This is a genomic window from Rhizobium sp. BK289 (genome assembly GCF_014193575.1).
Taxonomy (GTDB): Bacteria; Pseudomonadota; Alphaproteobacteria; order Rhizobiales; family Rhizobiaceae; genus Rhizobium; species Rhizobium tropici_C.
The window spans coordinates 697669-722937 of record NZ_JACHZO010000001.1 but is presented as its reverse complement, the minus strand read 5'-3'; the positions used below and the strand labels follow the sequence as shown (position 1 = coordinate 722937).

The 25269-nt window shown below is 59.9% G+C and carries 22 protein-coding genes; 16 read left to right on the top strand and 6 right to left on the bottom strand.

Features of this window, described 5'->3' with window-relative positions; translation table 11 throughout:
* The first annotated feature begins 158 nt into the window (after positions 1-158).
* Positions 159-1142 carry a GGDEF domain-containing protein gene (locus FHT84_RS03295; protein ID WP_245430478.1) on the top strand — a complete coding sequence of 328 codons (984 nt, stop codon included), beginning with the start codon at positions 159-161 and terminating at the stop codon, positions 1140-1142.
* A gap of 466 nt (positions 1143-1608) precedes the next feature.
* On the opposite strand, the gene FHT84_RS03290 is transcribed toward FHT84_RS03295, so the two are convergent.
* The 4 genes from FHT84_RS03290 to FHT84_RS03275 all read right to left on the bottom strand — a co-directional run bounded on the left by FHT84_RS03290 (position 1609) and on the right by FHT84_RS03275 (position 5723).
* Entirely contained in the window at positions 1609-2901 is a 1293-nt protein-coding gene (locus FHT84_RS03290; protein WP_112345052.1) for a hemolysin family protein, read from the bottom strand.
* Between the two features lie 123 nt (positions 2902-3024).
* Entirely contained in the window at positions 3025-3933 is a 909-nt protein-coding gene (locus FHT84_RS03285) for a TIGR03571 family LLM class oxidoreductase (protein WP_210209437.1), read from the bottom strand.
* Positions 3934-4140: 207 nt separating this feature from the next.
* Complete coding sequence (locus FHT84_RS03280) at positions 4141-4803, bottom strand: HAD-IA family hydrolase (protein ID WP_112345050.1); 663 nt, start codon at positions 4801-4803, stop codon at positions 4141-4143.
* Positions 4803-5723, bottom strand: coding sequence for a sugar-binding domain-containing protein (locus FHT84_RS03275; RefSeq protein WP_113250250.1), 921 nt, complete (start codon positions 5721-5723; stop codon positions 4803-4805). Before FHT84_RS03275 ends, FHT84_RS03280 begins: the two co-directional genes overlap by 1 nt.
* 229 nt (positions 5724-5952) lie before the next feature.
* Here FHT84_RS03275 and FHT84_RS03270 point away from each other — a divergent pair, with 229 nt between their 5' ends.
* The 8 genes from FHT84_RS03270 to FHT84_RS03235 all read left to right on the top strand — a co-directional run bounded on the left by FHT84_RS03270 (position 5953) and on the right by FHT84_RS03235 (position 15186).
* Positions 5953-6894: a tagatose-bisphosphate aldolase gene (locus tag FHT84_RS03270; protein ID WP_112345048.1), complete on the top strand. Its 942-nt coding sequence runs from the start codon at positions 5953-5955 to the stop codon at positions 6892-6894.
* Positions 6887-8299, top strand: a complete 1413-nt coding sequence (locus FHT84_RS03265; protein WP_183760843.1) for an ROK family protein — start codon at positions 6887-6889, stop codon at positions 8297-8299. Before FHT84_RS03270 ends, FHT84_RS03265 begins: the two co-directional genes overlap by 8 nt.
* 228 nt (positions 8300-8527) lie before the next feature.
* Positions 8528-9517, top strand: coding sequence for an ABC transporter substrate-binding protein (locus tag FHT84_RS03260; protein WP_112345046.1), 990 nt, complete (start codon positions 8528-8530; stop codon positions 9515-9517).
* Positions 9518-9625: 108 nt separating this feature from the next.
* Complete coding sequence (locus tag FHT84_RS03255) at positions 9626-10690, top strand: ribose ABC transporter (RefSeq protein WP_112345045.1); 1065 nt, start codon at positions 9626-9628, stop codon at positions 10688-10690.
* Positions 10683-11429, top strand: coding sequence for an ATP-binding cassette domain-containing protein (locus FHT84_RS03250; protein WP_015343065.1), 747 nt, complete (start codon positions 10683-10685; stop codon positions 11427-11429). Before FHT84_RS03255 ends, FHT84_RS03250 begins: the two co-directional genes overlap by 8 nt.
* Positions 11430-11723: 294 nt before the next feature.
* Positions 11724-13241 carry a histidine ammonia-lyase gene (hutH, locus tag FHT84_RS03245; protein ID WP_112345044.1) on the top strand — a complete coding sequence of 506 codons (1518 nt, stop codon included), beginning with the start codon at positions 11724-11726 and terminating at the stop codon, positions 13239-13241.
* A 113-nt stretch (positions 13242-13354) separates the two neighbouring features.
* The gene (locus FHT84_RS03240; RefSeq protein ID WP_112345043.1) at positions 13355-14359 is read left to right on the top strand and encodes an ornithine cyclodeaminase family protein; all 1005 of its coding nucleotides are present in this window, start codon (positions 13355-13357) and stop codon (positions 14357-14359) included.
* A gap of 11 nt (positions 14360-14370) precedes the next feature.
* A complete protein-coding gene (locus tag FHT84_RS03235; RefSeq protein ID WP_245430477.1) occupies positions 14371-15186 on the top strand; it encodes a PhnD/SsuA/transferrin family substrate-binding protein in 816 nt (271 codons plus the stop codon).
* Positions 15187-15235: 49 nt separating this feature from the next.
* Here FHT84_RS03235 and FHT84_RS03230 read toward each other — a convergent pair whose 3' ends face one another.
* The gene (locus tag FHT84_RS03230; protein ID WP_112345041.1) at positions 15236-15832 is read right to left on the bottom strand and encodes a nucleoside 2-deoxyribosyltransferase; all 597 of its coding nucleotides are present in this window, start codon (positions 15830-15832) and stop codon (positions 15236-15238) included.
* 221 nt (positions 15833-16053) lie between these two features.
* Here FHT84_RS03230 and FHT84_RS03225 point away from each other — a divergent pair, with 221 nt between their 5' ends.
* The 3 genes from FHT84_RS03225 to pepT all read left to right on the top strand — a co-directional run bounded on the left by FHT84_RS03225 (position 16054) and on the right by pepT (position 19541).
* The gene (locus tag FHT84_RS03225; RefSeq protein WP_112345040.1) at positions 16054-17301 is read left to right on the top strand and encodes an adenylate/guanylate cyclase domain-containing protein; all 1248 of its coding nucleotides are present in this window, start codon (positions 16054-16056) and stop codon (positions 17299-17301) included.
* Positions 17302-17547: 246 nt separating this feature from the next.
* The gene (locus FHT84_RS03220; protein ID WP_112345039.1) at positions 17548-18072 is read left to right on the top strand and encodes a DUF992 domain-containing protein; all 525 of its coding nucleotides are present in this window, start codon (positions 17548-17550) and stop codon (positions 18070-18072) included.
* Positions 18073-18308: 236 nt separating this feature from the next.
* Positions 18309-19541, top strand: coding sequence for a peptidase T (gene pepT, locus FHT84_RS03215; RefSeq protein WP_183760846.1), 1233 nt, complete (start codon positions 18309-18311; stop codon positions 19539-19541).
* A gap of 27 nt (positions 19542-19568) precedes the next feature.
* On the opposite strand, the gene FHT84_RS03210 is transcribed toward pepT, so the two are convergent.
* On the bottom strand, positions 19569-20186 hold the full coding sequence (locus tag FHT84_RS03210) for a hypothetical protein (RefSeq protein WP_113250248.1): 618 nt from the start codon (positions 20184-20186) through the stop codon (positions 19569-19571).
* Positions 20187-20652: 466 nt separating this feature from the next.
* Between FHT84_RS03210 and FHT84_RS03205 the strand changes: the two genes are divergently transcribed.
* Genes FHT84_RS03205 through FHT84_RS03190 form a run of 4 tightly spaced genes read left to right on the top strand, consistent with a single transcriptional unit; the run spans position 20653 to position 25259 of the window.
* Positions 20653-21150 carry a spore coat U domain-containing protein gene (locus tag FHT84_RS03205; RefSeq protein ID WP_112345036.1) on the top strand — a complete coding sequence of 166 codons (498 nt, stop codon included), beginning with the start codon at positions 20653-20655 and terminating at the stop codon, positions 21148-21150.
* A gap of 25 nt (positions 21151-21175) precedes the next feature.
* The gene (locus tag FHT84_RS03200; RefSeq protein WP_112345035.1) at positions 21176-21895 is read left to right on the top strand and encodes a molecular chaperone; all 720 of its coding nucleotides are present in this window, start codon (positions 21176-21178) and stop codon (positions 21893-21895) included.
* 22 nt (positions 21896-21917) lie between these two features.
* The gene (locus tag FHT84_RS03195) at positions 21918-24281 is read left to right on the top strand and encodes a fimbria/pilus outer membrane usher protein (RefSeq protein WP_183761273.1); all 2364 of its coding nucleotides are present in this window, start codon (positions 21918-21920) and stop codon (positions 24279-24281) included.
* A gap of 15 nt (positions 24282-24296) precedes the next feature.
* Entirely contained in the window at positions 24297-25259 is a 963-nt protein-coding gene (locus tag FHT84_RS03190) for a spore coat protein U domain-containing protein (RefSeq protein ID WP_112345033.1), read from the top strand.
* Positions 25260-25269: the final 10 nt, after the last annotated feature.

The window sequence follows — 25269 nt, the reverse complement described above, 5'->3', positions numbered from 1 at the left end:
CTCGGAAAGGCGCCGCAGGGATTTGTAGGGATCTGCCAGACAGAGGAGAGGGGAGGCTGGATCCAGCCACTAGGATTCGTGTCCATCCCCCGTTACGATAAACCGCGCGTCAACAAATCCGTGGCAGCCTATGGAAGCCAACGACTGGAACGGGGAATATGAGCCTGCTGTCGTCCCTGATGAGAAGAGTGCGGAGCCACCCCGATGTACCAGGCATCGATCGCCTCGATCCGTCATACGATGTGCACCATCTGAAAAAGGTTTTCGACCGCTGTTCCAAGGCCGCCAGGATCGGAGTGTGGGAGTGCAGCCTTCCGGATGAACGGCTCTCCTGGACGGACATGGTCTACGAACTGTTCGATCTTCAACCGGGAACACCCCTGGTCCGCGATGACATCGTCGCGCTCTATTCGCCGGATGCAGCCAGGGAGCTTGCGCGGCTTCGAAATGCAGCCATCGAACAGCGCGGCAGCTTCTCACTCGATGCCGAGATCGTCACCTGCAAAGGCAATCGACGCTGGATCAGGATCACGGCGACGGTCGAATGCGAGGATGACATTCCCGTCCGCATCTTTGGCCTGAAGCAGGACGTCACGGCAGAAGTCATGATGCTGCACGAGATTCGCCGCCGGGCAGACTTTGATCACCTGACCGGACTGCCTAACAGGTTCAGGTTTCATGAACGCCTCGACATGCTTTGCGGATTGGGATCGGCCACCAACACAGCTCTTCTGCTGATAGATCTCGATGGGTTTAAGCGCGTCAACGATACTCTGGGCCACCGAATGGGAGATACTTGCCTGGTAGAGGCAGCAAGGCGTCTGACCGGCGCAGCCGAGCACGCCGATCTGGTGGCAAGAATCGGAGGCGACGAGTTCGCCGTAATCTATACCGGAGCCTCCGTGGGGGATGTTGAGCATGCTGCCAGCCGTATTGCGCAGGAAATGCTGTGGGACGCTCGTGACGGAATCATCCTCGGCGCGTCCGTCGGTATCGCTTGGGCAGTGCCGGGAACGACGCCGGCCTCGCTCTACGAGGAGGCCGATAAGGCCATGTATCGGGCCAAGACCCAGGGTCGGGCTCGCCTTGTCCCTCAATGCTCAGCCATGGACGAGCCGCGGCCATTCAAATCCGCTGGATGACTTCAAGGCGTGTTCGGACACTTGGTATTCGCCTTTTGCAAGGGAGGCACGCGATTCTGGTGGTTCATTAGGCAGCGCTGATCACCTAAATTCCTGCCTTCCAAAACAAAGGACCAAGATGTCTGAACATTCACGACCGCTTGAATCGACAAGGCACTGCGTATCTGACCGCAAGCCGAAAGGGACGAGCACTTATATAGCCGTAGCAATCATCGCTGTTCTCACATCCGCGATTTCAGCCCGACATGAAGCTCCCGCGCCATCGCAGAAACCCGTTGCGACATTGCTTCACGACGTCAACTGATCTGCCGGGACTTTGCCGCATATCGACATCGTCAGCGGTTGTGAATTATTGCTTGGACAATCTGTGATTGATGACAGATAACATACATTATGGAACTGAACTTCCTGCCGCCGGATATCGACAGTCCATGCGCAAAGCATCTATAAAGCTTCAATAATCGGCTTACCGATCAACGCTGTCTGCACTCACCAGAAGCTTGTCGATCCGGCGACCGTCGAGGTCCACCACCTCGAAATGCCATCCGTCTTTTGCGAAGCTTTCGCCAACGTCTGGAAGATGGCGCAGTTCCTGCAGCACGAAGCCTGCGACGGTCTGATAGTCGCGATCGCCCTCGATCTTGAAATCCATGAAATCGGCGAATTCATCGATGGGCATCCATCCGGACACGAGATAGCTGCCATCATGACGGCGGACGATGGCCTGTTCGCCGCCGGCATCGGCTTCTTCCCGCACTGCTCCGAGAATGGCTTCGAGAATATCGCGCGAGGTAATGACGCCTTCGAAGTGGCCATATTCGTCGTAGACCAGTACCATGTGCGACGATGAGCCGCGCAGCGCCTTGACAACGTCAAGCGCGCCGGAAAGATCCGAGACGATCGGCACCTGCTTTGCCAACGCCGGAATATCGGCAGCGCCACCGGAGGCCAGCGCATCGAAGAAGTCACGCGTCGTCAAAACGCCGACGATCTCGTCGGAACTGTCCTTTCGCAACGGCAGCCGCGCCTTTTCAGTGCGGCGAAGCTGCTCGCGGATCTCATCGAAACTGTCTTCTATATCGATGACCTCTACATCGCGGCGCGGCGTCATCAGCGCCCTGGCAGTTCGGTCGGCCAATCGCATGACGCCCGAGATCATCGCCTGTTCTTCCGTCGCGATGACGCCGGCGCTCTGCGCTTCGGCCAGAACCGTCTTGATTTCTTCGTCGCTGACGCCGTCCGCGGCTTTGCCGGACTGACCGAGCGCGCGAAGGACCAGCCTCCCCGACATGTCGAGAAGCCAGACGAGCGGTGCTGCCGCACGAGAAAGGAACACCATGGCCGGGGCAACCTTGCTGGCAACGGCTTCAGGCGCCCGAAGTGCCACCTGCTTGGGCACCAGTTCTCCGATGATCAGTGATAGGTAGGTGATGGCGACGACAACGGAACCGACGCCGATGGTATCGGCAACCGCGGTCGATAGGCCCTGCGCGGCAAGCCATCCCGACAGCCGGGCGCCCAGGGTGGCGCCCGAAAAGGCGCCGGACAGGACACCGACGAGCGTAATGCCGATCTGTACCGTGGACAGAAAGCGGCCCGGCTCTTCGGAAAGCCTTATTGCCATTGCGGCGCCGCGGCTGCCTTGATCCGAAAGGACCTTAAGTCGGGCGGGCCGTGACGATACGATCGCCAGTTCCGACATGGCAAGCACGCCGTTGAGGAGGGTGAGAACGACAACGATCGAAATTTCAAGAAGCAAAGGCGGCCCTTTTTGGTTTCTTCGGAAAGATAGGTACCAGCGGCCGCGAAAGCCAGCATCCGATAGACATGATTTCCATTGCCACCTATCTTCGGCACTACCATCAAGAGCAATTCGCTGACCCTAGCGCATGGCCGGCAGGATATCCGCAGCAAGCTCCTCCATGACATCGCCGGGCGGCCTGCCCTGTGCGATGAGGTTGAAGGCGACGTGATGAATGCCGGCTTCGCGCATTGCCGATAGCGTCTCGATCAGGCCCCGCCTGCCGGTTCTGCCGCCGAGATTGACCTCCTCATACGGCGCGTCGGATTTGTCGAGCAGATCCAAAACCATCGATTGGCCGAAGCCGCGGAAATCGGTAGCGACTTTTGTCTGAGCATTATGCCAGAGCCCCAGCCGGTCTTTCTGAACCGATAGCGGGCGGTAGTAGGTCATCCAGGCCGTTGCATGCCTGGCGATCCATTCGAGGGATTGCGACGATGAGCCCACAGCCACCATCGGAACGGACGCTTGCTGCAGGTGGGGCCTTATGGCGAATTCTTCCCGCGGGCGACCGTCGTCGTCGATTATCTGCTGATCCGGGCTGAGAGCGGCGGCGAGACGCTCCCAATGCGATTGGAAGAGCGTCTTGCGGTTTTCGATATCTTTTCCGAACACGCTGTATTCGGTCGGCCTGTCTCCGGAGCCGAGACCGAGGATGAATCGTCCTTTCGAGAGGGATGCCATCGAAAGGGCGGCCTTGGCGATATGGAGCGGATGGCGCAGAGGCAGCACGATCGCGCCCGTTGCCAGGGCGATCCTGGATGTGGAGGCCGCCAGCGCCCCGAGGAAAACCCATGGATCGGCGTGACCGATCGGATCGGGATAGCTTTCGCTGTTGAGGGGAACGTCCCTCACCCACAAGGCATCGAAACCCAATACGTCCGCTTGAACGGCAACACCGAGCTGATCATCGAACCGCACGTCGGTAAGGGTTCTTTTCTGCGCCGGCAGGACAATGCCGAATGAAAGCCGATCTGGATGAAAAACCACGTTACGCCTGGATCCTATTGCCTCTGGCATGGAGATAAGGCGACCTACCCTCGGGAAAAAGGGCTTACGTCGAGCTGCGTGGAGTGATGTGATGTTCGCCTGGCATAATCCGCCCGAGGAAGGGGATCATGCGGCTTGCAAATAGCATTTCCGATGAGAGGCTGTGCCGGCAACTCAGGGCCTGCCTGAAACAGATCGCTGTCGAACTCAGGTGAGCTTTCCCGTCAGATGCAGAGCGCCGCCCGAGCCGATATCCAGAGCGAGGCGGTCGTAGCTTTCGATGCTCGGATGCCGCGTGAGCAATGGCGCCCGATGGGTGGCGCTGATGACGAGCACGGAAGCGCCTGAGGCCTCCGCTGCCTCTATGCCGGCAGGTGCATCCTCAAAAACAAGACAATCTTCAATGGGTTGCCCCAATATCCTTGCAGCCAGAATGAAGCAATCCGGCGCCGGCTTGCCATTGTGCACATCCTCCCCGGCAATCAGAACCGGTGGGCGGGGAATACCGGCCGCCTCAAGGCGAACTCTAGCCAACTCCCGCGGCGCGGAAGTGACGATCGCCCAGCGATCCGATGGCAGGTTTTTCAGAAAGGCGATGGCGCCCGCGATCGGCTCCACGCCGGCGACATCATCGATTTCGGCTTGTGTGAGTACCCTCACTTCTTCGGCAGGGTCGATCCCCGACAGGTTGAGCCGGGTGATCGTCTCGATCGCCTTGCGGCCGTGAACGGTCGCCAGAAGACTGACGGCGTCGATGCCGCGTTTTTCCGCCCATGCGGTCCAGACCCGTTCGGCGACCGCAATCGAATTCAGGACGGTTCCGTCCATGTCGAACAGGAAGGCGCCAAAGGAGCGGCCGTCGAAAGACATCAGGATCGATCCTCGGCTTTCTGATTGGATGACAGACAATCAAGAATGGCCTGCGCGGTATTGGCGTCCGTCACCAGCGCATTGATCATTCCCGACCGTGCCGCGCCGATGATGCCGCTTGCCTTGCCGGGGGTCGCCGCGACCGCAATACAGAGCGGCACCTTGCGCAATTGTTCGGGCGAGGCTGCGATCATGCCCTCCTCTCCATCCCAATGCAGGATTTCGCCGGTCTCGGTAACATAGTGGCGCAGCACGTCTCCGGCCGCGTGGCTCAAGGCCTTTTCTCCCGGCAACGCCGTTTCGGAAGGGTTTGCCGCATGTGTCAGTCCCACACCGACAATTGCCGCATCCAGCCTGTCCCAAAGGGAGGTCACCTGCTGCACGGTAGGGTCGCCCAGAATTGCGTCCCGGAGTTCGGCCGAGGAAATGTAGGGCGCATGCAGGAAATGCGGCACGCCTCCCATCTGGGCTGCCGCCTGGCGGACGAATTCGTTGATCTGAAAGTGCGGGGCTGCCTGCTGCATGCCGCCATTCAGCGCGACCGTGACGATACCGGGCAATTGCGGCAGGCCCGCCAATGTCACCTCGCGTACCGCCCTTCCCCAACCGATGCCGAGCGTCGAGCCGGAGCGCAGACCCGCCTGCTGCAGAAGCGAGCCGACCGGTGCGGAAAGCGCGCTCAATACGTTTGACGACGGCGTATCGATTACCGCGGCCGCGCGCAGCTTCAGGCCCTCGATCAGCGCAGCGCTCAGATCCTCGGCGGGCGAGAGATCGATCACTTCGATCCGGACGATCCCGACCGCCCGAGCCCGCTGCAGCAATCGGGAAACCGTCGCCGTTGATAGGCCGAGCTTCCTGGCGATATCCACCTGCGACATGTCGGACTGGTAGTGCAGTTTGGCGACCGTATGCAGCAAAGCGCGATTTGCCGCAGCCTCCTGCGATTGAGATGAATTCAGGTTGAAATTCCTTTCTGCAATGTGTTACACATGCGGCACTTGAGGGAGTTATCGCTCAAAACAGCCGGTTTCGCAACGTTTATACCGCGCATGGGAGCCCTCAATTTCAAGAGCATGCCTCTCTCGGGGAGTGGTGAAGGCGTGCTCGGACGGGTGCCGTTTTTTCAGCGGCTGGAGGAAGGATCATATGACGAAATTGACGACAGCGGAGATGCGCGGCTACCAGCAGATTTGCGGCAGCGATGGTGCCATGATGGTGATTGCCTGCGACCAGCGCGGCGGCATGCGCAGTCTCCTGGCCAAGGATCCGGCGGAACAGGCGGCCATCTCCGACCAGGTGCTGGGGAACACCAAGGCCGATATAGCCCGCTTCCTGGCAAGCAAGGCGTCCTGCGTGTTGGTCGATCCGATCTGCGCCGTGCCGGCGCTGGTCGACGAACGCGTCCTCCAGCGCGATACCGCGCTGCTGATCGGGCTCGACGCTTCCGGTTGGGATACCTCGCCGGAAGGCTATCGTCTGTCGAAATTGGTCCCCGGCATTTCGGCGCGCCGCGTGCGCCAGTTGGGGGCAACCGGCGGTAAGATCATGGTCTACCTGCGTTCGGATCGGGAAGCGGCGAATGTCCATAACATCCGGATTCTGAAGCAGTGCATCGAAGACTTCGCTCATGAAGATCTTCTGCTTGTCGTCGAATTCCTGACGTACAAATTCGATGACGAAGACGAGGCCGATTATAGAGCGAAGCTGCCGTCTCTGATCGTCGGCGGCAGCAAGATTTGCCTCGATCTCGGCGCGAAAGTCTTGAAGATCCCCTATCCTGGATCATCGGAAGCTTGTGCCGAGGTCACGCGTCTTGCGGGCGACGTGCCGTGGGCGGTGCTGTCGGCCGGTGTCGACCACGCAACCTTCCTCACCCAGGTTGAGGATGCCATGCGCAACGGCGCTTCCGGCGTCATCGCCGGCCGGTCGCTTTGGAAGGACTGCATCTCGCTCGACCGCACGGTAACGAAGGATCGACTGGAGACGATCGCGGTGCCGAGGCTTCGTGAAATCCAGGCCGTCATCGCGACACACTTCAAACGGGTTGGATCGGACGATTCTGACCAGAGGCAACGCGCCAATGGTTGATATTGCCATCGGCGTCGATATTGGCGGCACGAATATTCGTGCTGCCCTCGTCTCTGCCCAGGGCGAAATTCTTGGCAAGCTGTCGGAACGAACCCCGACCGATCCGACGCTGGCATTGGAGCGCGTCATCGCGATGGCGCGTGCGCTCGATGTTCCCGAAGTCCTGGGGGTCGGCGTCGGCATACCCGGACGGGTCGATATCGCCAGCCGTGAAATCCTGTCGGGTGGTATTCTCAATCTTGCCGGCCTCGACTTCGTGCCGCGGCTCGAGGCGGGACTTGGAAAGCCCGTCGTCATCGAGAATGATTGCAGCATGGCGCTGATCGCCGAAATGCGGATCGGCGGCGCCAAGGGCTTTCAAAATGTTGCGATGTTGACAATCGGAACGGGCATCGGCGGCGCTGTCGCCCATGCCGGGCGCATTTATCACGGGCATAGGGCCGCCGGGCAGCTCGGTCACATCTGCGTATCTCAGGATGGCCCACCCTGCCCCTGCGGCAGGCGCGGCTGCGTCGAGACCTTCAGTTCCGGAACGGCATTGCGCCGTCATATCGCCGAAGCAGGATTGTCTGTCGCGACGATCGGGGAAATTTTCAGCATGGCAGCCGAGGGGAATGGCGCGGCGGTGCGCGTCTTGCGCCAATGGGCCAATCCTCTGCGGGCGGCGCTCGACAACATCGCGGCGACGATGGATCCCGAAATCATCCTGCTTGGTGGCGGGCTCGGCTGCGACGCTGCGCGTGCGCTTGCAGACCTGCCGGCGACAGCGCCCTGGTTCTGCCCGCCAATATTGCCGGCGAAACTTGCCGACGATGCCGGCGTCATCGGCGCTGGCCTGTCGATTTTTACTGCCGATCCGTCGTCACGAGGAAAGCGGGTCGTCCTGGTCAACGGCGTGCCGGCCTCCGGTAAAAGCCGCCTTGCCAAGGCTTTGTCCGATCGAACCGGTTGGCCGGTCCTGTCCCTCGACGGCATCAAGAATCCGTTCCTGCAGCATATCGGACCGGTCGATCGCGACTTTAACCGGACTTTGGGAAAGGCGAGCTATCAAGCGATCTGGTCCGTCGTCGCCGAGGCGCCGGCCGGTTCGACCTTCATCATCGATGCCTGGTTCGGTTTTCAGCCGAAAACGCAGCTCGAAAACTATATCGGTGCTGCGAAAGTCGGGGATGTCGCCGAGCTTTGGTGCAAGGTGCCGGGATTGGTTGCGGGCGAGCGTTATGCCAGTCGGCTGCACGATCGGTTGCCGGGCCATCCGGGTGCCGAATATGTGCCCGAGCTGATGGTACTTGCCGATCGTGCCGAGCCGATGGGCTGCGGTGCCGTGATGACGATCGACCAGACCAAAGAGCCGGACATGGACGCGATCCTAGCCTGGGTTCGGCGCGTGTTCGACCGCGAATGATATCGGTCGCCGCCCGGATGGACGGCTCGGCTGCGGAATAATGATGAACGCCGTGCGACGCTATGTCTCCCGGCGGATGATGATATTGCGGCCACTATTGAATTACTTAATTATATCAATTGGATAAAAGAAATTCCTTGCAGAAAAAAATTACTTGACGCGTCGCGGTAACCCACTGATTATCGCTGTGCCGAACAGGGGAGGTTCGGCTTCAAGAGGAGGAAAATTATGGAGCGCCGCTCATTTCTGAAGGCCTCGGCCGTGGCATCGCTCGCGACGGGTGTTGCAGCTGTTGCCGGCACCGCCAGGGCTGCAGACAAGAAATTTACGATTGCCCTTATTCCGGGGCTGACGACGGATGCTTTTTACATCACCATGCGCAAGGGCGCCGAGGCCGCGGCCAAGGCCATCGGCGCGACGCTTGTGTTTCAAGGTGGCCCCGATTTCAATCCGGTGACGCAGGTTCCGGTTCTTGACGCGGTGATCGCCAAGAAGCCAGACGCGATCCTCATCGCCCCGACCGACAAGGATCAGCTGATCCAGCCGCTCAAGAAGGCGGCGGATGCCGGTATCCCGGTCATCACCGTCGATACCTTCATCGGCACCGGCGTCTACCAGACCGGCAAGGGCGATGCCGATTTTCCGCTGTCCTACATCGCTTCCGACAACCTGCTCGGCGGTGCGATTGCCGCACGCGCGCTGGCGAAAGCCGTCGGCGAAAAGGGCAAGGTCTACGTTTCCAACGTGAAGCCCGGCATCTCGACTACGGATCAGCGCGAGCAGGGCTTCAAGGAGGAAATGAAGAAATATCCGAACATCACCGTTCTGGAGACGCAGTATAACGACGACGACGCCAACAAGGCGGCATCGCAGTTGCAGGCGGTCTTTGCCCGCAACTCCGATCTCGATGGTGTCTTCGGGGCCAATCTATTCTCCGCCCTCGGTGCCGCAAACGGCGTGCAGCAGGCCGGTCAGACGGGCAAGATCCGTGTGGTCGCCTTCGATGCGCCGACGTCGATCGTCGACAACATCAACTCCGGCCTTGTCGATCTGGCGATTGCACAGCATCCGGCTGAAATCGGCTATTTCGGCGTGATGGCAGCCTACGCCCACCTGACCGGCAATTCGATCCCGACGGCGATCGGCACCGGCTTCACGGTCATCGACAAATCGAACGTCACCGACAAGAACGTCGCGAAGTTCATCTACTCCGATTGATCCGGAGCTAGTCTGTGCCTCGCCACAGGGCGAGGCACATCATCCAACGATGATAGAGCGAACGGCGCCGTGATCTTCGCGCCTTCAACGCTTCAGTTTGGACAGTCAATGACAATCGACAATGCAGAGGTCCGCAAGGCGGATCACCACGTGGCGCCGCAGGCGGACCACGGCGACCAGGCAAAAACCATCCTAAATCGCATCGCGCAATTGCGCGCGTGGCTGTTTCTTGCCGGACTTATCGTGACTTTCGAAATCTGGGCACGGATCGATTTCGGCGGCACGTTCATCGGCTCGAGCTTCAACTGGCAGTCCGTCGCGATCTTCGCCGTAGCGCCGCTGCTGCTGGCGATCGGACAGACCTTCGTTATCATTTCCGGCGGCATCGATCTGTCGACCGGCTTCATCATGGGGCTTGCTGCCGTCGTTGCGGCGCATATCGCCAATATCGCCGGGCTCTACATGCCTCTGCCGATAGCGATGGTATTCGGTATTCTCGTTGCCATGCTCGCCGCCGCGGTCCCCGGCTTCATCAACGGTCTGCTGATTTCCCGTCTCAAAGTTCCGCCGTTTATCGGCACGCTTGGCATGTTCGGCGTGGCCCGGGGCACGGCCTTCCTGATTGCCGGCGGCACCACCGTGCCGGTCAAGAATTCCTATTTCGCCGAGCTCGGCAACGGGCGGCTCTACGGCGTGCCCTATCTCGTCATCGTCACGCTGGTCTTCGTGGTGATCATGCATTACTTGCTGAGCCAGACCCGCTTCGGCCAGCATAATTATGCCATCGGCGCCAATGCGCAGGCCGCGCGCCGCGCCGGCATCGACATCAAGTCCCATCTGCTGCGGCTCTATATCCTCTCTGCTGTCTGCGCAGGCCTGGGTGGTGCGCTTTATGCAGCTCGTTTCACCGCAGGCGCTGCCCAGGCCGGCGAACCCCTGCTGCTCGATAGCGTGGCCGCCGTCGTCATCGGTGGCGCGAGCCTGTTCGGCGGGTCCGGCACGATCATCGGCACCATTGCCGGTGCTCTCGTCATCGCCGTCATCCAGTATGGCCTCGTCTTCATGAACGTGGAGCCGTTCTGGCAGTTCATTGCCGTCGGCATCGTCATCATCATTTCGGTGCTCATCGACCAGGCACAGCGCCGGTTCAGCGGAGCGAAACAGGATGAATAGTGCAACTCCCCTCCTCGAGGTCCGCAATCTCTCGCGCTATTTCGGCGCGGTGCGTGCCCTCGACAATTGCTCCATGGTCGTTCGGCCCGGCGAAGTCGTGGCACTTGCCGGCGATAATGGTGCGGGCAAGACGACGATGATCAAGGCGATCTCCGGCGTCTACCCGCCGACTGCGGGCGAGATCCTGATCGAAGGCAAGCCGGTCACCTTCTCATCGCCGCAGGATGCGCGCGAGAAAGGCATCGAGACGATCTACCAGGATCTGGCGCTTGCCGACAATCTGACGATCGGCTCCAACATCTTCCTTGGGCGCGAACCGATGAAGAAGCTTTTTGGTTTCCTACCGGTTCTCGATCGGAAGGCCATGGCAGAAGCGGCGCGCAAGACCATGGCGGAGCTCGATTTCCATGTGAAGCGGCTCGATGCGCCGGTCAGCAACTTCTCCGGCGGTCAGCGTCAGGCGGTCGCGATCGGACGTGCGGTTTACTGGAATGCCCGCATTCTGGTCATGGACGAACCGACGGCCGCACTCGGTGTGCCCGAACAGCGCAAGGTCGTGGCCCTGATCAAATCGCTGAAGGCGCAGGGGCGCGGCGTCATCTTCATCTCGCATAATCTGCAGGATATTTTCGCGGTTTCCGACCGCATCGTCGTCTTGCGGCGCGGGATCGTGGCCGGCGAACGCAACATCGCCGACACCAATCACGAGGAAGTCGTCCGGCTCATGATCGGCGGCTAACTCGTCACCGAACCAAGCTTCGTTCAAAACAAGGTGATAGCGATGATGTGTCATCGCTATCACCTTGCTTGCGTAGGGGACCTTTGGCTTGATCGCTCGGCGCTGCTTGAGCTTTTCCGCGCGCCCAATATTGCCTCGCAATGAGATAGCGGTGTTCGTCAATCCATATGGCTGTTGCTGGTCATGCGCCGTGCTATGCGTGATGTCTATCTAATTCGATGACCAATATAGACTGGAAGAGCGTTCTGGCGAAGATTGCGGGAAACCGAGCGCACGTCTTGGAGGCAGGCAGGAATGAGCAAGACGGACAATATCGTATCCTTCACCGGAGCACCCCCGACGGTGAGCGATATTGCTGCAATCGCGCGACGCAACGCCAGGATCGCGATTTCTCAGGACGTCGAAGACAAGATCGCCGCCGCCCGCGCTATCGTTGAACGCTACCTGGCGGCCGACCGGCCTGTTTATGGTTTGACGACAGCGTTAGGCGCGGGCGTTGATACTCGCCTCGCCACGGATGACCTCATCGCCTTCCAATTGCGCGTGCCGCAGGCTCGTGCCGTAGGAGTTGGGTCGGCGCTTCCGCGCGAAGCCGTGAGGGCGATGATGGCCGCTCGCATTGCCGGCATGGCGGCTGGCGGCTCCGGCGTGTCGCTTCCGGTTTTCGCCGGCCTCGTTGAGGCGCTCAATGCGGGCTTTCATCCGGTCGTGCCATCGCTCGGTTCGATCGGTGCTGCCGATCTTGCGCCTCTGGCGCATATGGCACGAGCCTTGTTGGGCGATGGCGAGGCAGAAGTGGATGGCACGATCGTGCCGGCATTGGACGCTCTGTTGAAGGCTGGCCTGAAACCTCTGCCGATCGCGCCGAAGGACGGCCATGTCCTTGTCGTCGCCAACAGCCTGTCGGTCGGCAAGGCCTGCCTCTGCATCGAGGATATCGAGCGGCTGTTTGATTGGTCGCTTGCGGCTGTTGCCCTGAACTTCGAGGCTTTCCGGGCGAACGTCTCTGCCTTCGACGACCGGGCACTGGCGGCCAGGCCGGCCTTCGGCCAGCGCGAGACGGCGGCGAGACTGCGGGAGCTGCTTTCCGGAAGTTCTCTTTTGATCGAAGGTGCGGCGCGGCGTCTGCAGGATCCTTTGAGCTATCGCTGTGCTCCCCAGGTATGGGGCGCCCTCCTCCATGCGATCGGCGATGCGCGCGCCGCGACCGAGATCGAACTCGCAAGCTCCGGCGACAATCCTGTCGTGCTGGCCGACGAAGGGCTTATCCTGTCGCATGGCAATTTCGACATGACAGCCTTCGTTCTGGCCTGGGAGCGGCTCGGCCAGGCCATCGCCCATTGTGCGGCAGGGGCCGCCTATCGAACCATGAAGATCATGTCACCAGGCATGTCGGAACTGCCGCGGTTCCTGACGCCGCTTGGGCAGAGCAGAACGGGTTTTGCCACCGTGCAGAAAACGGTCTCGGCGCTCGAAGCCGAGATACGCCATCTGGCTATTCCGGTGTCGCTCACGCCGATCCCGGTTGCAGACGGTGTCGAGGATCAGGCATCGATGGCGCCGAGTGTCCTGACGAAGATAGAAGCCATGATCGAACGGCTGCGCTATCTCGTGGCCATCGAGCTTGTCGCATCCGCCCAGGGCGTTGATCTGCGCGGCATCGTGAGCGAGCTTGGCGGCGGGACGTTGCGCGCCTATCGCAAGGTGCGCGAACTGGTTCCTCCGCTGGAGGAGGATCGTGCGCAGGGGCCGGATTTTCAGAAGTTGTCGGAGTTCATTAAGAGCGCCGATGTGATGGAAACAGCTTCCTGATCGATATGGCGGCAAGGCGGTCCATGCCCGTTGCCTTGCTTTTCGCAGGTCGCCCATGCGGCTTGGATCATTCGTTAGACCGGCATGGCCGGTGCAAGGCCTGGAGAACGGTAATGCAGGAAATCTGGATCGACTATCTCAATGCCATCGACGCCAAGGCGCTGGCGCTTTCCAACGATGAAATTCTTGACGCCGTGACCAGTGCGCTCAATGCGCAAGGGCGCGGCGAGACCGTCATCGAGCCTCGCGTTCATCTCGTGCCCGAGAGTTCCGACAAGGGGCATTTCAACGTGCTGCGCGGTTATGTGAAGCCGCTCGGCTATGCCGGCGTCAAGGTGGTCGGCGATTTCGTCGACAATTACAAGCAGGGCCTGCCCTCGGAAATGGCGGTCCTCAATCTGTTCGATCCGCACACCGGCATGCCGCGAGCCATCATCGATGCGACCGCGATCACCGACATGCGCACGGGCGCCGTCACCGCCATTGGCGCGCGCCATCTTGCCCGCAAGGACAGCAGGATTCTCGGCCATATCGGCGCGCGGGGCACCTCTTATTGGAACGTGCGGCTGCTCGATCACATCTTCGATTTCGACGAGATCCGCGTGCATTCGCGCCGTCCGGAAAGCCGCGATGCCTTCGCCGCACGGCTGGAAAAGGATCTCGGTAAGAAGATCATCGTGACGGACAATTGGGAGGATTGTCTGAAAGGCGCCGATATCATGATCGAGGCGAGCCGCCTGCCGGAGCCGACGCCGCTCTTCAAGACTGCTTGGGTCAAGAAAGGCGCTTTCGTCGTGCCTTATGGCACGATGAGCGCGCTCGAATTCGACCTGACCGATATCATGGACAAGGTCGTGGTCGATGACTGGGGCCAATGCGGCCCTGGTCGCCCCTTCGGCGCGCTGCGCCGTCATGTCGACGAGGGCAAAGTGACAGCCGACACGCTGCATGCGGAGATCGGCCAGATCGTTTGCGGCGCCAAGCCGGGCCGCGAAAGCGATGACGAGACCATTCTTTTCTGGCATCGCGGGCTCAGCACGACCGATGTCGCGCTTGGCGCGGCGATGGTCGAAAAAGCAAAGCGCATGAATCTCGGCCAACGCCTTCGATTTGCGTGACGAGCATGACGATGTCTCTCACCCCTGCCCCCGTCATTGCCTGCTCGCGAATGTACAATCTGAGCCCGAAAATATCGGAGCTTTGGGACCGCCTCTTTCATTGGCTGGCGGATCGATCTGATGTCAGGCTCGAGGTCATCGCCCACGCCGCACCGGCGCCGCTTTCCGAGCTATGGGCGCGCCCGGATATGGGCGCCGTCTTCATGTGCGGCTTTCCGTTCTCCAGGCTTGCGAAAGCGGAGCGTCCGCTGCCGCTTGTAGCGCCTGTTTCGCTGGCGGATTGGGCAAACGGCCAGCCGGTCTATGCCAGTCACGTCGTCGCCGCGCGCGACAGGCCGTTTGCAGGGGCCGATCTTGTGACCGCGCGCTGGGGCTGGACGGTGCGGGACTCGCAGTCGGGCTACAATGCGCCACGCGAATTCTTTACGGCACTTGCCGGCGGACGGCCGGCGAGCGAGACTTTCGGTCCGCTCCTCAATCCGCGTGGCGTGATCGAGGCAATCCGCTCAGGCGTCGTCGATGTCGGCGCGATCGATGCCTATGCCTACCAGCTTCTGGAAATGCATGAGCCAGACATGATCGCATCGTTGCGGGTCATCGCCACGACAAAGCCCGCGCCCTTCCCTCTGCTGGTTGCCTCCCGACAACAAACGTCCGAAATCACTGCTGCGCTTCGTGCTGCTCTGCTCGGCGCACACCGGGACCCGGAAGGGCGCGATATCCTTGCGTCACTCGGCCTGGCTGCGTTCGTGGAACCGGATATTGCCGCGTATGAGCAGCTGCCTGCGCGAGCGCGCTCTGTCGATGAAGCTCTCGAGGCTTGGTAAAGTTCGAAGGAACTTCCGCCGCTTTTGCTGAGTCAGCAAAATGAAGCGGTCAAGAGGCGGCGCATTCCGTGCCGTTGGCTTGCCTCAACAATTTGCCGGCAGCGACGCGAAGGCATTCCTCGAACGCGGTCAGATCCAGAAAAAGCTGATCCGCCGCGACCTGGCGCGTTATGATGATGCCGTCACGTGCTGCAACGCCGCCGTCGAGCATCAGATTGTCGGCCATGTCGAAGTTTTCCAGCGCCATTCCGTCGGGACCGCGATGGCGTCCGTCCGGACCGAGACGAACGTCGCCATTGTAAAGTCCGCTCACACGCTCGAAATGGTTTTCGGTGCAGTTCGAAAAGGCGAATGCCGGGCAGCCGCGTGCGCACATGAAGCCGAGCTCGAAGGCTGTGCCGACATCCGCGGCGATACCGCGAAACGGCGTCAGGTTGGCGATGATGAGATCGGCGCTCGACATCAGCGTCTCGTTGATCGCGCTGATGGCAAGACCTCGCTCCCGGCGTGTCTCCGTCTCCGGCGCTACCAGATCACCGGGCGAAACGGGGATAAATCCGTAGCTGCGAGCCAATGCGATCTTGCGATCGAGGATTTCCCTTGCATTGGGAAGAAAGACTTCGGGGCCTGCCAGATATGCTCTCAATAGCTTTGCCTCTCGATATTGCACTGCGGGAATTGCGGAACCATATGAAGCCTATGGCCGATTCAAGCCTCTTCTGCCATAGCCTGAAACATAATCTACGAAATCGCGAAATAGAGGCGATTGCCGTTTCCCGGCCGCTGGCGAGGCGCGTATAGTCACGCTCAGTATCGAATGGCGTCGAAGGCCCATGGCAGCTAACGGAATTTGTGGGGTATAAGGAAATGCAATCTTCCATCGAGGCAATTGCCGAAGCACCATATGACGATCGCGGCAACTGGCCGACAAAGCAAAGCAAGATTCTCGATTGGCTGATGAACGATGTCCGCGACCAGCGTTTCATCGACAACATTCTCGTCGAACTCTGCGAAAAGATGCGCGCGGTTGGGATTCCGGTGGCAAGAGCGACCATGCATTTCCGGACGCTGCATCCGCAATGGCTCGGCGCGCGAATCCTCTGGCGCACCGGAATGAAGGAAGCCGATATCGCAACCTTCAGCTATGGGGTGGAGAACACGCCGCAGTTTCTGGCAAGTCCCATCAACGAGATTTTCAACGGCGCGGCCGAAGTTCGGCAGAATCTGGAGGTCTCCGGCAAGGATCAGCTGACCTATCCGCTGTACAAGGAAATGTATGACGAAGGGCTGACCGACTATATTGCCTGGCCGATCTACCACACGCTCGGCAAGCGGCACATTGCCACCTTCGCCTCGGATGCGCCCGGCGGCTTCACCGAGCAGCACATGACTTTCCTGAAGGATTTGCTGCCGGCCCTGACGATGGTGACCGAGATCCGGCTGAAGAACATCATGGCCCGCACGCTGTTGCGCACCTATGTCGGGCCGCATGCGAGCGAGAAGATCCTTGCGGGTGCGACGACGCGCGGCAGCGGCACCACGGTCGGCGCGGCCATTCTCATCTGCGACCTGAGAGATTTCACCACCATTTCCGATATGTGGCCACGGGACGACGTCATCGAGCTGCTCAACGGCTATTTCGATGCCATGGTCGAGCCGATTGAGAAGCATGGCGGTGAGATTCTCAAATTCATGGGTGATGGATTGCTCGCGATCTTTCCATTGAGCGATCCCAATGCATGTCACAATCTTCTTCTTGCCATCAGCGAGGCGCAGGCGGCCGTAGAAGCACTCAACGAAGAAAACCGCAAGCATGGCCGCGAAATACTGCGCTATGGCGTCGGGGTGCATGTCGGCGACGTCATGTACGGCAATATCGGCTCCCGCACCCGTCTCGATTTCACCGTCATCGGGCCGGCCGTCAACATTGCCTCGCGGCTGGAATCGTTGACCAAGGAGGTCAAGCGACCGGTACTGCTGTCGAAGGCATTCGTCGATATGGCCGCATGTCAGCGCGATATGGAAAGCCTCGGCTCCTTCCCTCTCAAGGGTCTCGGCGAACCGGTGGATGTCTACGCCTTCGCGGCAAGGGAGAAGCTGCCGCAATCGGGCTGATCAGCGAAGGCAAATCCGCTGGCCGGACGGCGATTTGATACGGCGCGACTCAGTCGGTTGCAAAACGTGAAATGGTCCGGGGGTGCCGCTGCGGATCCAGTTCCCTATATTGTGAAGTGGATCATGACGATAGCCGCCTTATTTTGGGGATCGTTCTGCGCGTACGTACGTTTAGTAAGGGTTGATTCTATCGGCTCGACCACGAGGGTGCCTGCCACCCATAATACTCTGACAAGGAGAAAACAGATGAGAAAAATTTTGACCCTGGCGTTTTCAGCAGCATCTTTGATCGTTGCAGGCGCGGCGGTGGCACGGGCGGCGGATATGCCGACGACCTATCGCGAAGAAGAACCCGATCAGCGCAACGGCGTGAAAATCGGCTATCTCGAATGCGAGATCGGCGGCGGTGTCGGCTATGTGCTCGGCTCGGCTAAGGAGGTGGATTGCACCTTCCATTCGACGGTCGGACGCGAGCGCATCGACCATTATACCGGTGCGATCAGGAAGATGGGTGTAGATCTCGGCTTTACGACCCGCAGCCGGCTTGTCTGGTTGGTCTTCGCGCCGACAGCCGGCTATCATCATGGTTCTCTGAGCGGCCTCTATCAGGGCGCTACCGTTGAAGCGACGGTCGGTGCCGGCGTCGGCACGAATATTCTCGTTGGCGGCACCTCCGGCTCGATCCATCTTCAAACCGTAAGCGTGACGGGTCAGCTCGGCTTGAACCTTGCTGCGACCGGTACGTCGGTTACGCTGACTTCGGCCGAGTAAGGCTTTCGGTCACAGTCGTATCGCGTGATATGGCCGCTCCCGCATGGTGCTGGAGCGGCCATTCTTTCATGCGGACGCCGCGCTAGCGCGGGGCCATAGCTAAAACAATTCCAGGAAAAGTGCGTAGCGGTTTTGCCTCCGCAATTGCGGAAAACAAGAGGACGGAGCCTTTTCGCGATTCGAAGAAAAGCGGAAATGCTCTATGCAAAACCGAGTGATTCATTGGAGCCAGGTTCATGACCGATACCGTCACCGATCGTTTTCTTCGTTACGTTGTCATCGATACGCAATCGGACCCGACCTCGAGCGCGCAGCCTTCCACCGAAAAGCAGAAAAATCTTGGCCGCGTCCTCGTCGATGAGTTGCTGGCGATCGGCCTTGCCGACGTACATCTCGACGAGCATGGCTATGTCTATGCGACCATTCCATCGAATGTCGATAAGCCTGTTCCCGTGATCTGCTTCTGCTCCCACATGGACACGGCGCCGGATTTCACCGGCACGAATGTCAAGCCGCAGGTCCTCAAGAACTACGACGGCGGCGATATCCGCCTGCCCGGCGATCCGCAACAGGTCATCCTTGTCGGCGAGCACCCTACTCTGCGCGACCAGGTCGGCAATGACATCATCACCTCGGATGGTACGACGCTGCTCGGCGCCGATGACAAGGCGGGCCTCGCCGAGATCGTGGCAGCCGCGCAATATCTCGTCGACAATCCGGATATCCGCCACGGCACCATCAAGCTTCTGTTCACGACCGATGAGGAGATCGGGCGCGGCGTCGACAAGGTCGATCTGAAGAAGCTGGGGGCACAATTCGCCTATACGGTCGACGGCGAAACGGCAGGCCACATAGAAGACGAGACTTTTTCGGCCGATAGCGTCGAGATCGTCATTCAGGGCGTTGCCATTCATCCGGGCTTCGCCAAAGGAAAGATGGAGAACGCCATCAAGATCGCCGGCGCGATCATCGACAGGCTGCCGAAAGACATTGCGCCTGAAACGACTGAGGGCCGCGAGGGTTTCATTCATCCCACCGGCGTCAGCGGTTCGATGGAGAAGGCAGCACTCGGTTTCATCATCCGCGATTTCGACGAGGCGGGTCTTGCGGTCAAGGAGAAGATGCTCGAGCAGATCGTCAAGGACGTGATGACCGCTTACCCCGGCTCCTCGCATACATTTACCGTCAGGCATCAATACCGCAACATGAAGGCGATCCTCGATCGCCATCCACAGATCGTCGAGAATGCCGTCCAAGCCATAAGACGGGCCGGCATGACGCCGGTTCGTGGCAGCATTCGCGGCGGTACGGACGGTTCCAGGCTCTCGTTCATGGGCCTGCCCTGCGCCAACATATTTGCTGGCGGACACGCCTTCCATTCGCCGTTGGAATGGGTCAGCCGCCAGGATATGGAAAGAGCGGTGAAGACGCTCGTTGAATTGGCGAAGATCTGGGCGGAACGCGCCTAAGCGTTTCCAAGAACAGGTTTTTCCAATCTACCAATCTATGCGAGCGACGGTATCGAGCGCCTCGCGACCCCGTCGCAGCATTACGCTGGGCGCATCCACCGCCCTCGTCAATATATGGCGGGCACCGGCCAGCGGGTGAAAGCCAGCCCTCTCCTCCACTATCGGAGGCGGATCGTCGTCCCTGACCAGGGACGGCTTCGCCTCGGCATATTGCGGATATCCCGAAATCAACGGATCGCGTGTTTCGCATTGTGGCAGGCAACGATCGAAACGCTCGACGTCACCGGATGCCGCGACGCTCGTCTTAGCGGCATCGGTCCGCGAGGCAACCTTCTTTGCCGAAGCACTGCTTTTCGCAGCGGCGAGAGGCGATGGCTGTGGAATCGGCACCGACGTTACCGGTTGGGTAGGGCTCGCATCCACCACGACCTGCAACCCATTCGTTGCGACATGGTCCAGCAGCCCGCCGTTGCCGATCGTAATTCGACCGCTATCATCGATAATGCGCATGGCGCGTTCGGTCGGAGCCGTCTGAACAATCATGTAGAGAGCACCGACGACCGTGCCGCAAACGGCAAGTCCGGAACTCAGCCGCCGGGTCGTCTCGCTTTGGCCGTTCCACCATCTCGTAGGCTGCGTATCCATCGATCGCTCCTTAGGACAAGATCTCGCTTGCCCATTTTGACGGGAACTGTGGCGCAGCTTTTACCGAAACATGGCTAATTGCAGACCTTTTGCAAAAAAATGTTGATGGAGGTCCTGGTTCGGGAGGGATGACCGGCAAGTCACGGGCGCCTCTTTCTGAACTTTGATCCAGGCGAATCACTGACCTTTTCCCAAGAACATGATTCGCGGAGTATGAAGCTCGTATTTCCGTTGATGCTATCCGGTTTCGGTGGCCGTTCAATACATTTTTCGTTAACCATGTTTTTCAAAAATACAAATCATATTCCGGTAATTGTTCAATAAAATTAAACTATACTCGAGCGGTATTCTTTCGATACTGTAGCGATCTCGTTCGCCTTTTTCCTCCTCATTGCCAGCAAAGCAGATATGTGATTACTTTATTATATTCTGATGTTTTTGCAGGCTGTGTTGAGGGGGAATACGAATGCAGAGAGTGCTGTGCGGTGCTGTCCTTGCTGCCATCTCAATGATCGCAGCAGCACCGCCCACAATGGCTGCCACGGCGACGGCCAATATGACAGTCCGCATTACCATTCAGGCACAGTGCCTGATCCAGAGCGCCAACGATCTTGATTTCGGCACCAACGGCGTCATCGCGGCCAATATCGATCAGGCCACCACCATCGGCGTTCAGTGCACATCGGGGCAAACCTACAATATCGGCTTGAGTGCCGGCGCGGGCAGCGGAGCGACGACGGCTGTCCGTGTGATGACCGGGCCGAGCAACGCAACGATCAACTACGGCATTTATCGCGACGCTGCCCGCACGCAGACATGGGGCATAACCATAGGCACAGATACCGTCACGGGTACAGGCAACGGCGCGGTGCAGAACATAAACGTCTACGGCAGGGTGCCACCGCAAACCACACCGGCTGCCGGCGTCTATACGGATACTGTGGCGGTTACCGTCACCTACTGAAAACCCATCGATCGAGGAGGCTGTCATGCAACGCATGTTGCCATGCATTGCTGCGTCTATGCTTTTTTGCCTCAGTGCTGACGCCATCAACGCGGCTTCTCTGCGCGTCGCACCCACAAGTCTCGAACTCGTCGCGCCAGCCAGCGCAGCCGTTTTGAACCTCGGCAATGACGGGGATCATCCCATCAATGTTCAGATACGCGTTTTCAGATGGAGCCAGGCCGACGGGATAGAGCGCCTGGAACCGACGAGGGATGTTGTCGCCAGCCCTCCTTCGACGAGAATGAACCCCAACGGGCAGTATGTCGTCCGAGTGATCCGTACCAGCAAGGCGCCAGTCAGAGCCGAAGAGACCTATCGCGTCATCGTCGACGAATTGCCCGACGCGTCACGGGCACGGGCCGGCACGGTTACGCTCATCATGCGTCAATCCATTCCCGTCTTTTTCAAGCAAGCCGATGTAAAGGCGCCCGATGTCTCCTGGAGCGTCGCCCGTCAAGGCAGCGGTCTCTTTCTGGTCGGCAAGAACAATGGTGCCAGCCGCTTCCGTTTGTCGAACCTCACCCTGGCGCAAGGAGGGACGAAGATCAGCGGCCGCAACGGGCTGGTCGGATATGTGCTCGGCGGCGCGACGATGCAATGGCCGATCGGGGCTGCGAAGTCCCTTTCCGGCAGTACGGTAACGCTACATGGCCAGAGCGATCTTGGGCCGTTCGATGCAAAAGTCGCCGTTAATCAACGGTAGCGCCGGTGCCGTTCTCCTATGCATGTGTCTTTCGGTTTCGGTCCTGCGCGCTCAGGAAGTGCCCAATCGCCCGACGGCGATCGTGTCCGCAGACCAGCCGGCCGGCACGCGGGACATCTACCTGGAAGTATTCATCAACAATACCTCGATGAAGATGATCGGCAATTTCAAACAACGCCCGAATGGCTCGCTTGCGGCAACAGCCGAGGAACTCCGCGAGGTCGGCATAAAACCTCCATCCGATGCCGCCGACAATAGGCTCATTGAACTCGGCGCCCTGCCCGGCCTGTCGTATCAGGTCGACGAGGAAACTCAGCGGCTTTATGTCCAGACGACCGACAAGGGTCGTGCCCCGCACGTCATCGATGTCAAACGGCAGCAGGAAAGCACGATCCCAGCACCCCAGGCAGGCTACGGCGCTGTCCTCAACTATTCCCTCTATGCGAGCTCCAACAGCCTTTTCGAAGGCGATTCAAGCCTGTTCCAAGGCATATCCGGATCGTTCGATGCCCGTCTCTTCAGCCCCTACGGAACGCTCAGCCAATCCTTTCTGGCCGGCTACTCCAACGGCAGCCTCGACGGAATAACCCGCCTCAACACGACGTGGAGCTACTCCGACCCGAAGAACCTCGTTACCTATCGCGCCGGAGACGTAACGACCGGCGGTCTCTCGTGGACGCGGCCGGTCTATTTCGGCGGCATTCAATTCCAGCGCAATTTCGCGCTGCGTTCCGATCTGGTGACCGAGCCGTTGCCTGCGTTTGCGGGTAGCGCCGCCGTCCCTTCGACGCTCGACATCTACACGCAAAACGTCCGTACCTATTCAGGCGAAGTGCCTGCAGGGCCGTTCGAAGTGACCAATCTCCCCGTCTTTTCGGGCGGTGGACAAGCGACCGTGATCTTGCGCGACAGCCTCGGGCGGGAGACGACGCAGACCTTACCCTTCTATGCGTCCAATTGGCTTCTGCGCCACGGTCTGCTGGATTTTTCGGCGGAACTTGGCGTCCCCCGGCGAAACTTCGGCACGGAATCGGACGATTATGACGGCCGGATCATGGGAGTCGCCACGGCACGCTACGGATTGACCGACTGGCTGACGCTGGAGGGGCATTTCGAAGGTGGCACGGAGCTGTTGAATGGCGGTGTCGGAGCCGCCTTTCCTCTCGGCGCCTGGGGCGTGGCATCGATTGCCGGCGCGGGGAGCAAAAGCGGCTCCCGCACGGGGGCGCTTGTGAATGCCTCGTTTGAGCTGAGCTACGACAGGTGGGCGCTCTATGCGCGCATGCAGCGCGCCTTCGACGATTACGACGACATAGCATCCGTTTCCGCCAGGCCGACGGCCAGTACGGCCGGCGAATTCACGATATTCAGCGCCGGCGTGCCGCGCGCCATCGATCAGGTCACCCTCAGCGTGCCGGCGCCGCTGGACCTTTCCAGTCTCAACCTCTCTTATACGAGGCTTGAGAATTCGGACGGAAGCAAGAGCCGGATCGCAGGACTTTCGTATAGCCAGACGTTCAGGCGCGCGACGCTCTACGCCACCGCCTTCACCGACCTCGATGAACGAAGCAATTTCGGCATCTTCGCCGGCCTTTCCATTCCTTTCGGCGACAACATCACAGCGAACACGGGCATTCAAAGTGGACCGAATGGCCTTGACGTGGTTGCCGAGGTTTCCAAGCCGCTGCGGCAGGAGGACGGCAGCGTCGGCTGGCGGCTGCGTACCTCCGAAGGCGAGGATGCCAACCGGGAGGCTGCGATCGGCTATAGGGCCTCATTCGCTGAGTTCGAAGCCGGCGTCCAGCAGCAGAACAACCAGGCACGGGCGGTCGCGCGCATGGACGGCGCCATCGCAGTCGCGGGCGGTGGCGTCTTTGCCACCAACCGGATCGACGATGCCTTTGCCGTCGTCGATGTCGGCGCCCCCGATGTTGAAGTCCAGCAGCAGAACAGGCCTATCGGCAGGACCGGCCAGAGTGGCCGCATTCTGGTGCCGAACCTCAATTCCTATGAACCCAATACCGTTTCCATCGATCCCAAGAATCTTCCCGTCGATGCTGACGTTCCGGCAACCCGGGAAACTGTCGTCCCGGCGGATCGAAGCGGTGTCGTCGTCAAATTCGGCGTAGCACAAGCGCCGCAGGCGGCGCTCGTGACGATCAGAGATAAGAACGGTGCGCTGCTGCAGGCGGGCCTGAGCGGAGCATTGCAGGGATCGGACGAGCCGTTTGTCATCGGCTATGACGGCCAAGCCTATATTCGCGGGCTGCACGCGCGCAACTCGATCGACGTCTCGCTTGAGGACGGGACGAAATGCCACGCCGAGTTCGCTTACAAGCCGCAGCGGGGCGAGCAGGTGGTAATCGATGATGTCCGATGCTTTTAAAAGGGAGGTGAAAGGATGCTGCGTTCGATCACCGTTTTGCTCGCATTATTGCTGCCTTCGCTGTGCCTGGCGCAGAGCTGCAGTTTTACTGCGACCGACATGAATTTCGGTGCTGTCGATACCTTGTCGGGCACCCCGGTCAATTCGACATCTACGATAAGTGTAAGTTGTACAGGGGCGCTCCTGGACCTGGGCAAGCGGCTCCTGATTTGCCCCGATATCGGCGCCGGCAGCGGCGGAGCATCTTCCGCCGCGGCGCGCCAGATGGTGAACGGAACCAGTACTGTGAACTATCAGCTCTATTCCGATAGCGGCCGGAGCGTGGTGTGGGGGGCGAGCAGCTGGTCCTATCCGTCGCGAGCGCCGGCCTATGCGCTGACAATGGCCCTGTTGAATGTTTCGCTGGTCGGCGCAAGCGGCAGCATGACGGTCTATGGAGCAGCACTTGGAACTCCATCGACGGCGGTACCGGGGCCGTATACATCCAGCTTCACATCGACCTCCACCTCTTTCTATTACAGCTATAGTAGCGCCACAACCTGCACCGCCCCCTCGGGAACGGTGGGAACCGCGTCCTTCAGCGTCAATGCGAGCGTTGCCGCCAATTGCCTGGTCAGCGTCCAGAATATCGATTTCGGTAGCCAGGGCGTATTGAGCACCAATGTCGACGCCACCGGTTCCATTACGGCAACCTGCACGCCGGGCACGACCTACACGATTTCCCTGAATGGCGGCACCGCGAACGCCGCGCCGACCGCCAGGAAAATGTCGAAGGGGGCCGAAACGGTGACCTATGGTCTTTACAAGGATACGAACCGGTCGCAGCCCTGGGGCGATGCAAACACCCCGGGAAGCACCGTCGGGGGAAGCGGAACCGGCGCAGGCCAGCTCCTGACAGTCTATGGCCGCGTACCACCACAGACGACGCCGTCTCCTGGGATCTACACCGATACGGTGGTGGTCACGCTCACCTACTGACGCGAAATTC

Excerpts from the sequence above, each read along its gene's own strand:
- FHT84_RS03295 (WP_245430478.1), top strand. The coding sequence starts at position 159 with ATGAGCCTGCTGTCGTCCCTGATGAGAAGAGTGCGGAGCCACCCCGAT.
- FHT84_RS03225 (WP_112345040.1), top strand. The coding sequence starts at position 16,054 with ATGCAATCTTCCATCGAGGCAATTGCCGAAGCACCATATGACGATCGC.
- FHT84_RS03280 (WP_112345050.1), bottom strand. The coding sequence starts at position 4,803 with ATGTCTTTCGACGGCCGCTCCTTTGGCGCCTTCCTGTTCGACATGGAC.
- hutH (WP_112345044.1), top strand. The coding sequence starts at position 11,724 with ATGAGCAAGACGGACAATATCGTATCCTTCACCGGAGCACCCCCGACG.
- FHT84_RS03195 (WP_183761273.1), top strand. The coding sequence starts at position 21,918 with ATGTGTCTTTCGGTTTCGGTCCTGCGCGCTCAGGAAGTGCCCAATCGC.
- FHT84_RS03260 (WP_112345046.1), top strand. The coding sequence starts at position 8,528 with ATGGAGCGCCGCTCATTTCTGAAGGCCTCGGCCGTGGCATCGCTCGCG.
- pepT (WP_183760846.1), top strand. The coding sequence starts at position 18,309 with ATGACCGATACCGTCACCGATCGTTTTCTTCGTTACGTTGTCATCGAT.
- FHT84_RS03190 (WP_112345033.1), top strand. The coding sequence starts at position 24,297 with ATGCTGCGTTCGATCACCGTTTTGCTCGCATTATTGCTGCCTTCGCTG.
- FHT84_RS03210 (WP_113250248.1), bottom strand. The coding sequence starts at position 20,186 with ATGGATACGCAGCCTACGAGATGGTGGAACGGCCAAAGCGAGACGACC.
- FHT84_RS03270 (WP_112345048.1), top strand. The coding sequence starts at position 5,953 with ATGACGAAATTGACGACAGCGGAGATGCGCGGCTACCAGCAGATTTGC.
- FHT84_RS03265 (WP_183760843.1), top strand. The coding sequence starts at position 6,887 with ATGGTTGATATTGCCATCGGCGTCGATATTGGCGGCACGAATATTCGT.
- FHT84_RS03250 (WP_015343065.1), top strand. The coding sequence starts at position 10,683 with ATGAATAGTGCAACTCCCCTCCTCGAGGTCCGCAATCTCTCGCGCTAT.
- FHT84_RS03220 (WP_112345039.1), top strand. The coding sequence starts at position 17,548 with ATGAGAAAAATTTTGACCCTGGCGTTTTCAGCAGCATCTTTGATCGTT.
- FHT84_RS03200 (WP_112345035.1), top strand. The coding sequence starts at position 21,176 with ATGCAACGCATGTTGCCATGCATTGCTGCGTCTATGCTTTTTTGCCTC.
- FHT84_RS03205 (WP_112345036.1), top strand. The coding sequence starts at position 20,653 with ATGCAGAGAGTGCTGTGCGGTGCTGTCCTTGCTGCCATCTCAATGATC.
- FHT84_RS03255 (WP_112345045.1), top strand. The coding sequence starts at position 9,626 with ATGACAATCGACAATGCAGAGGTCCGCAAGGCGGATCACCACGTGGCG.
- FHT84_RS03235 (WP_245430477.1), top strand. The coding sequence starts at position 14,371 with ATGTCTCTCACCCCTGCCCCCGTCATTGCCTGCTCGCGAATGTACAAT.
- FHT84_RS03240 (WP_112345043.1), top strand. The coding sequence starts at position 13,355 with ATGCAGGAAATCTGGATCGACTATCTCAATGCCATCGACGCCAAGGCG.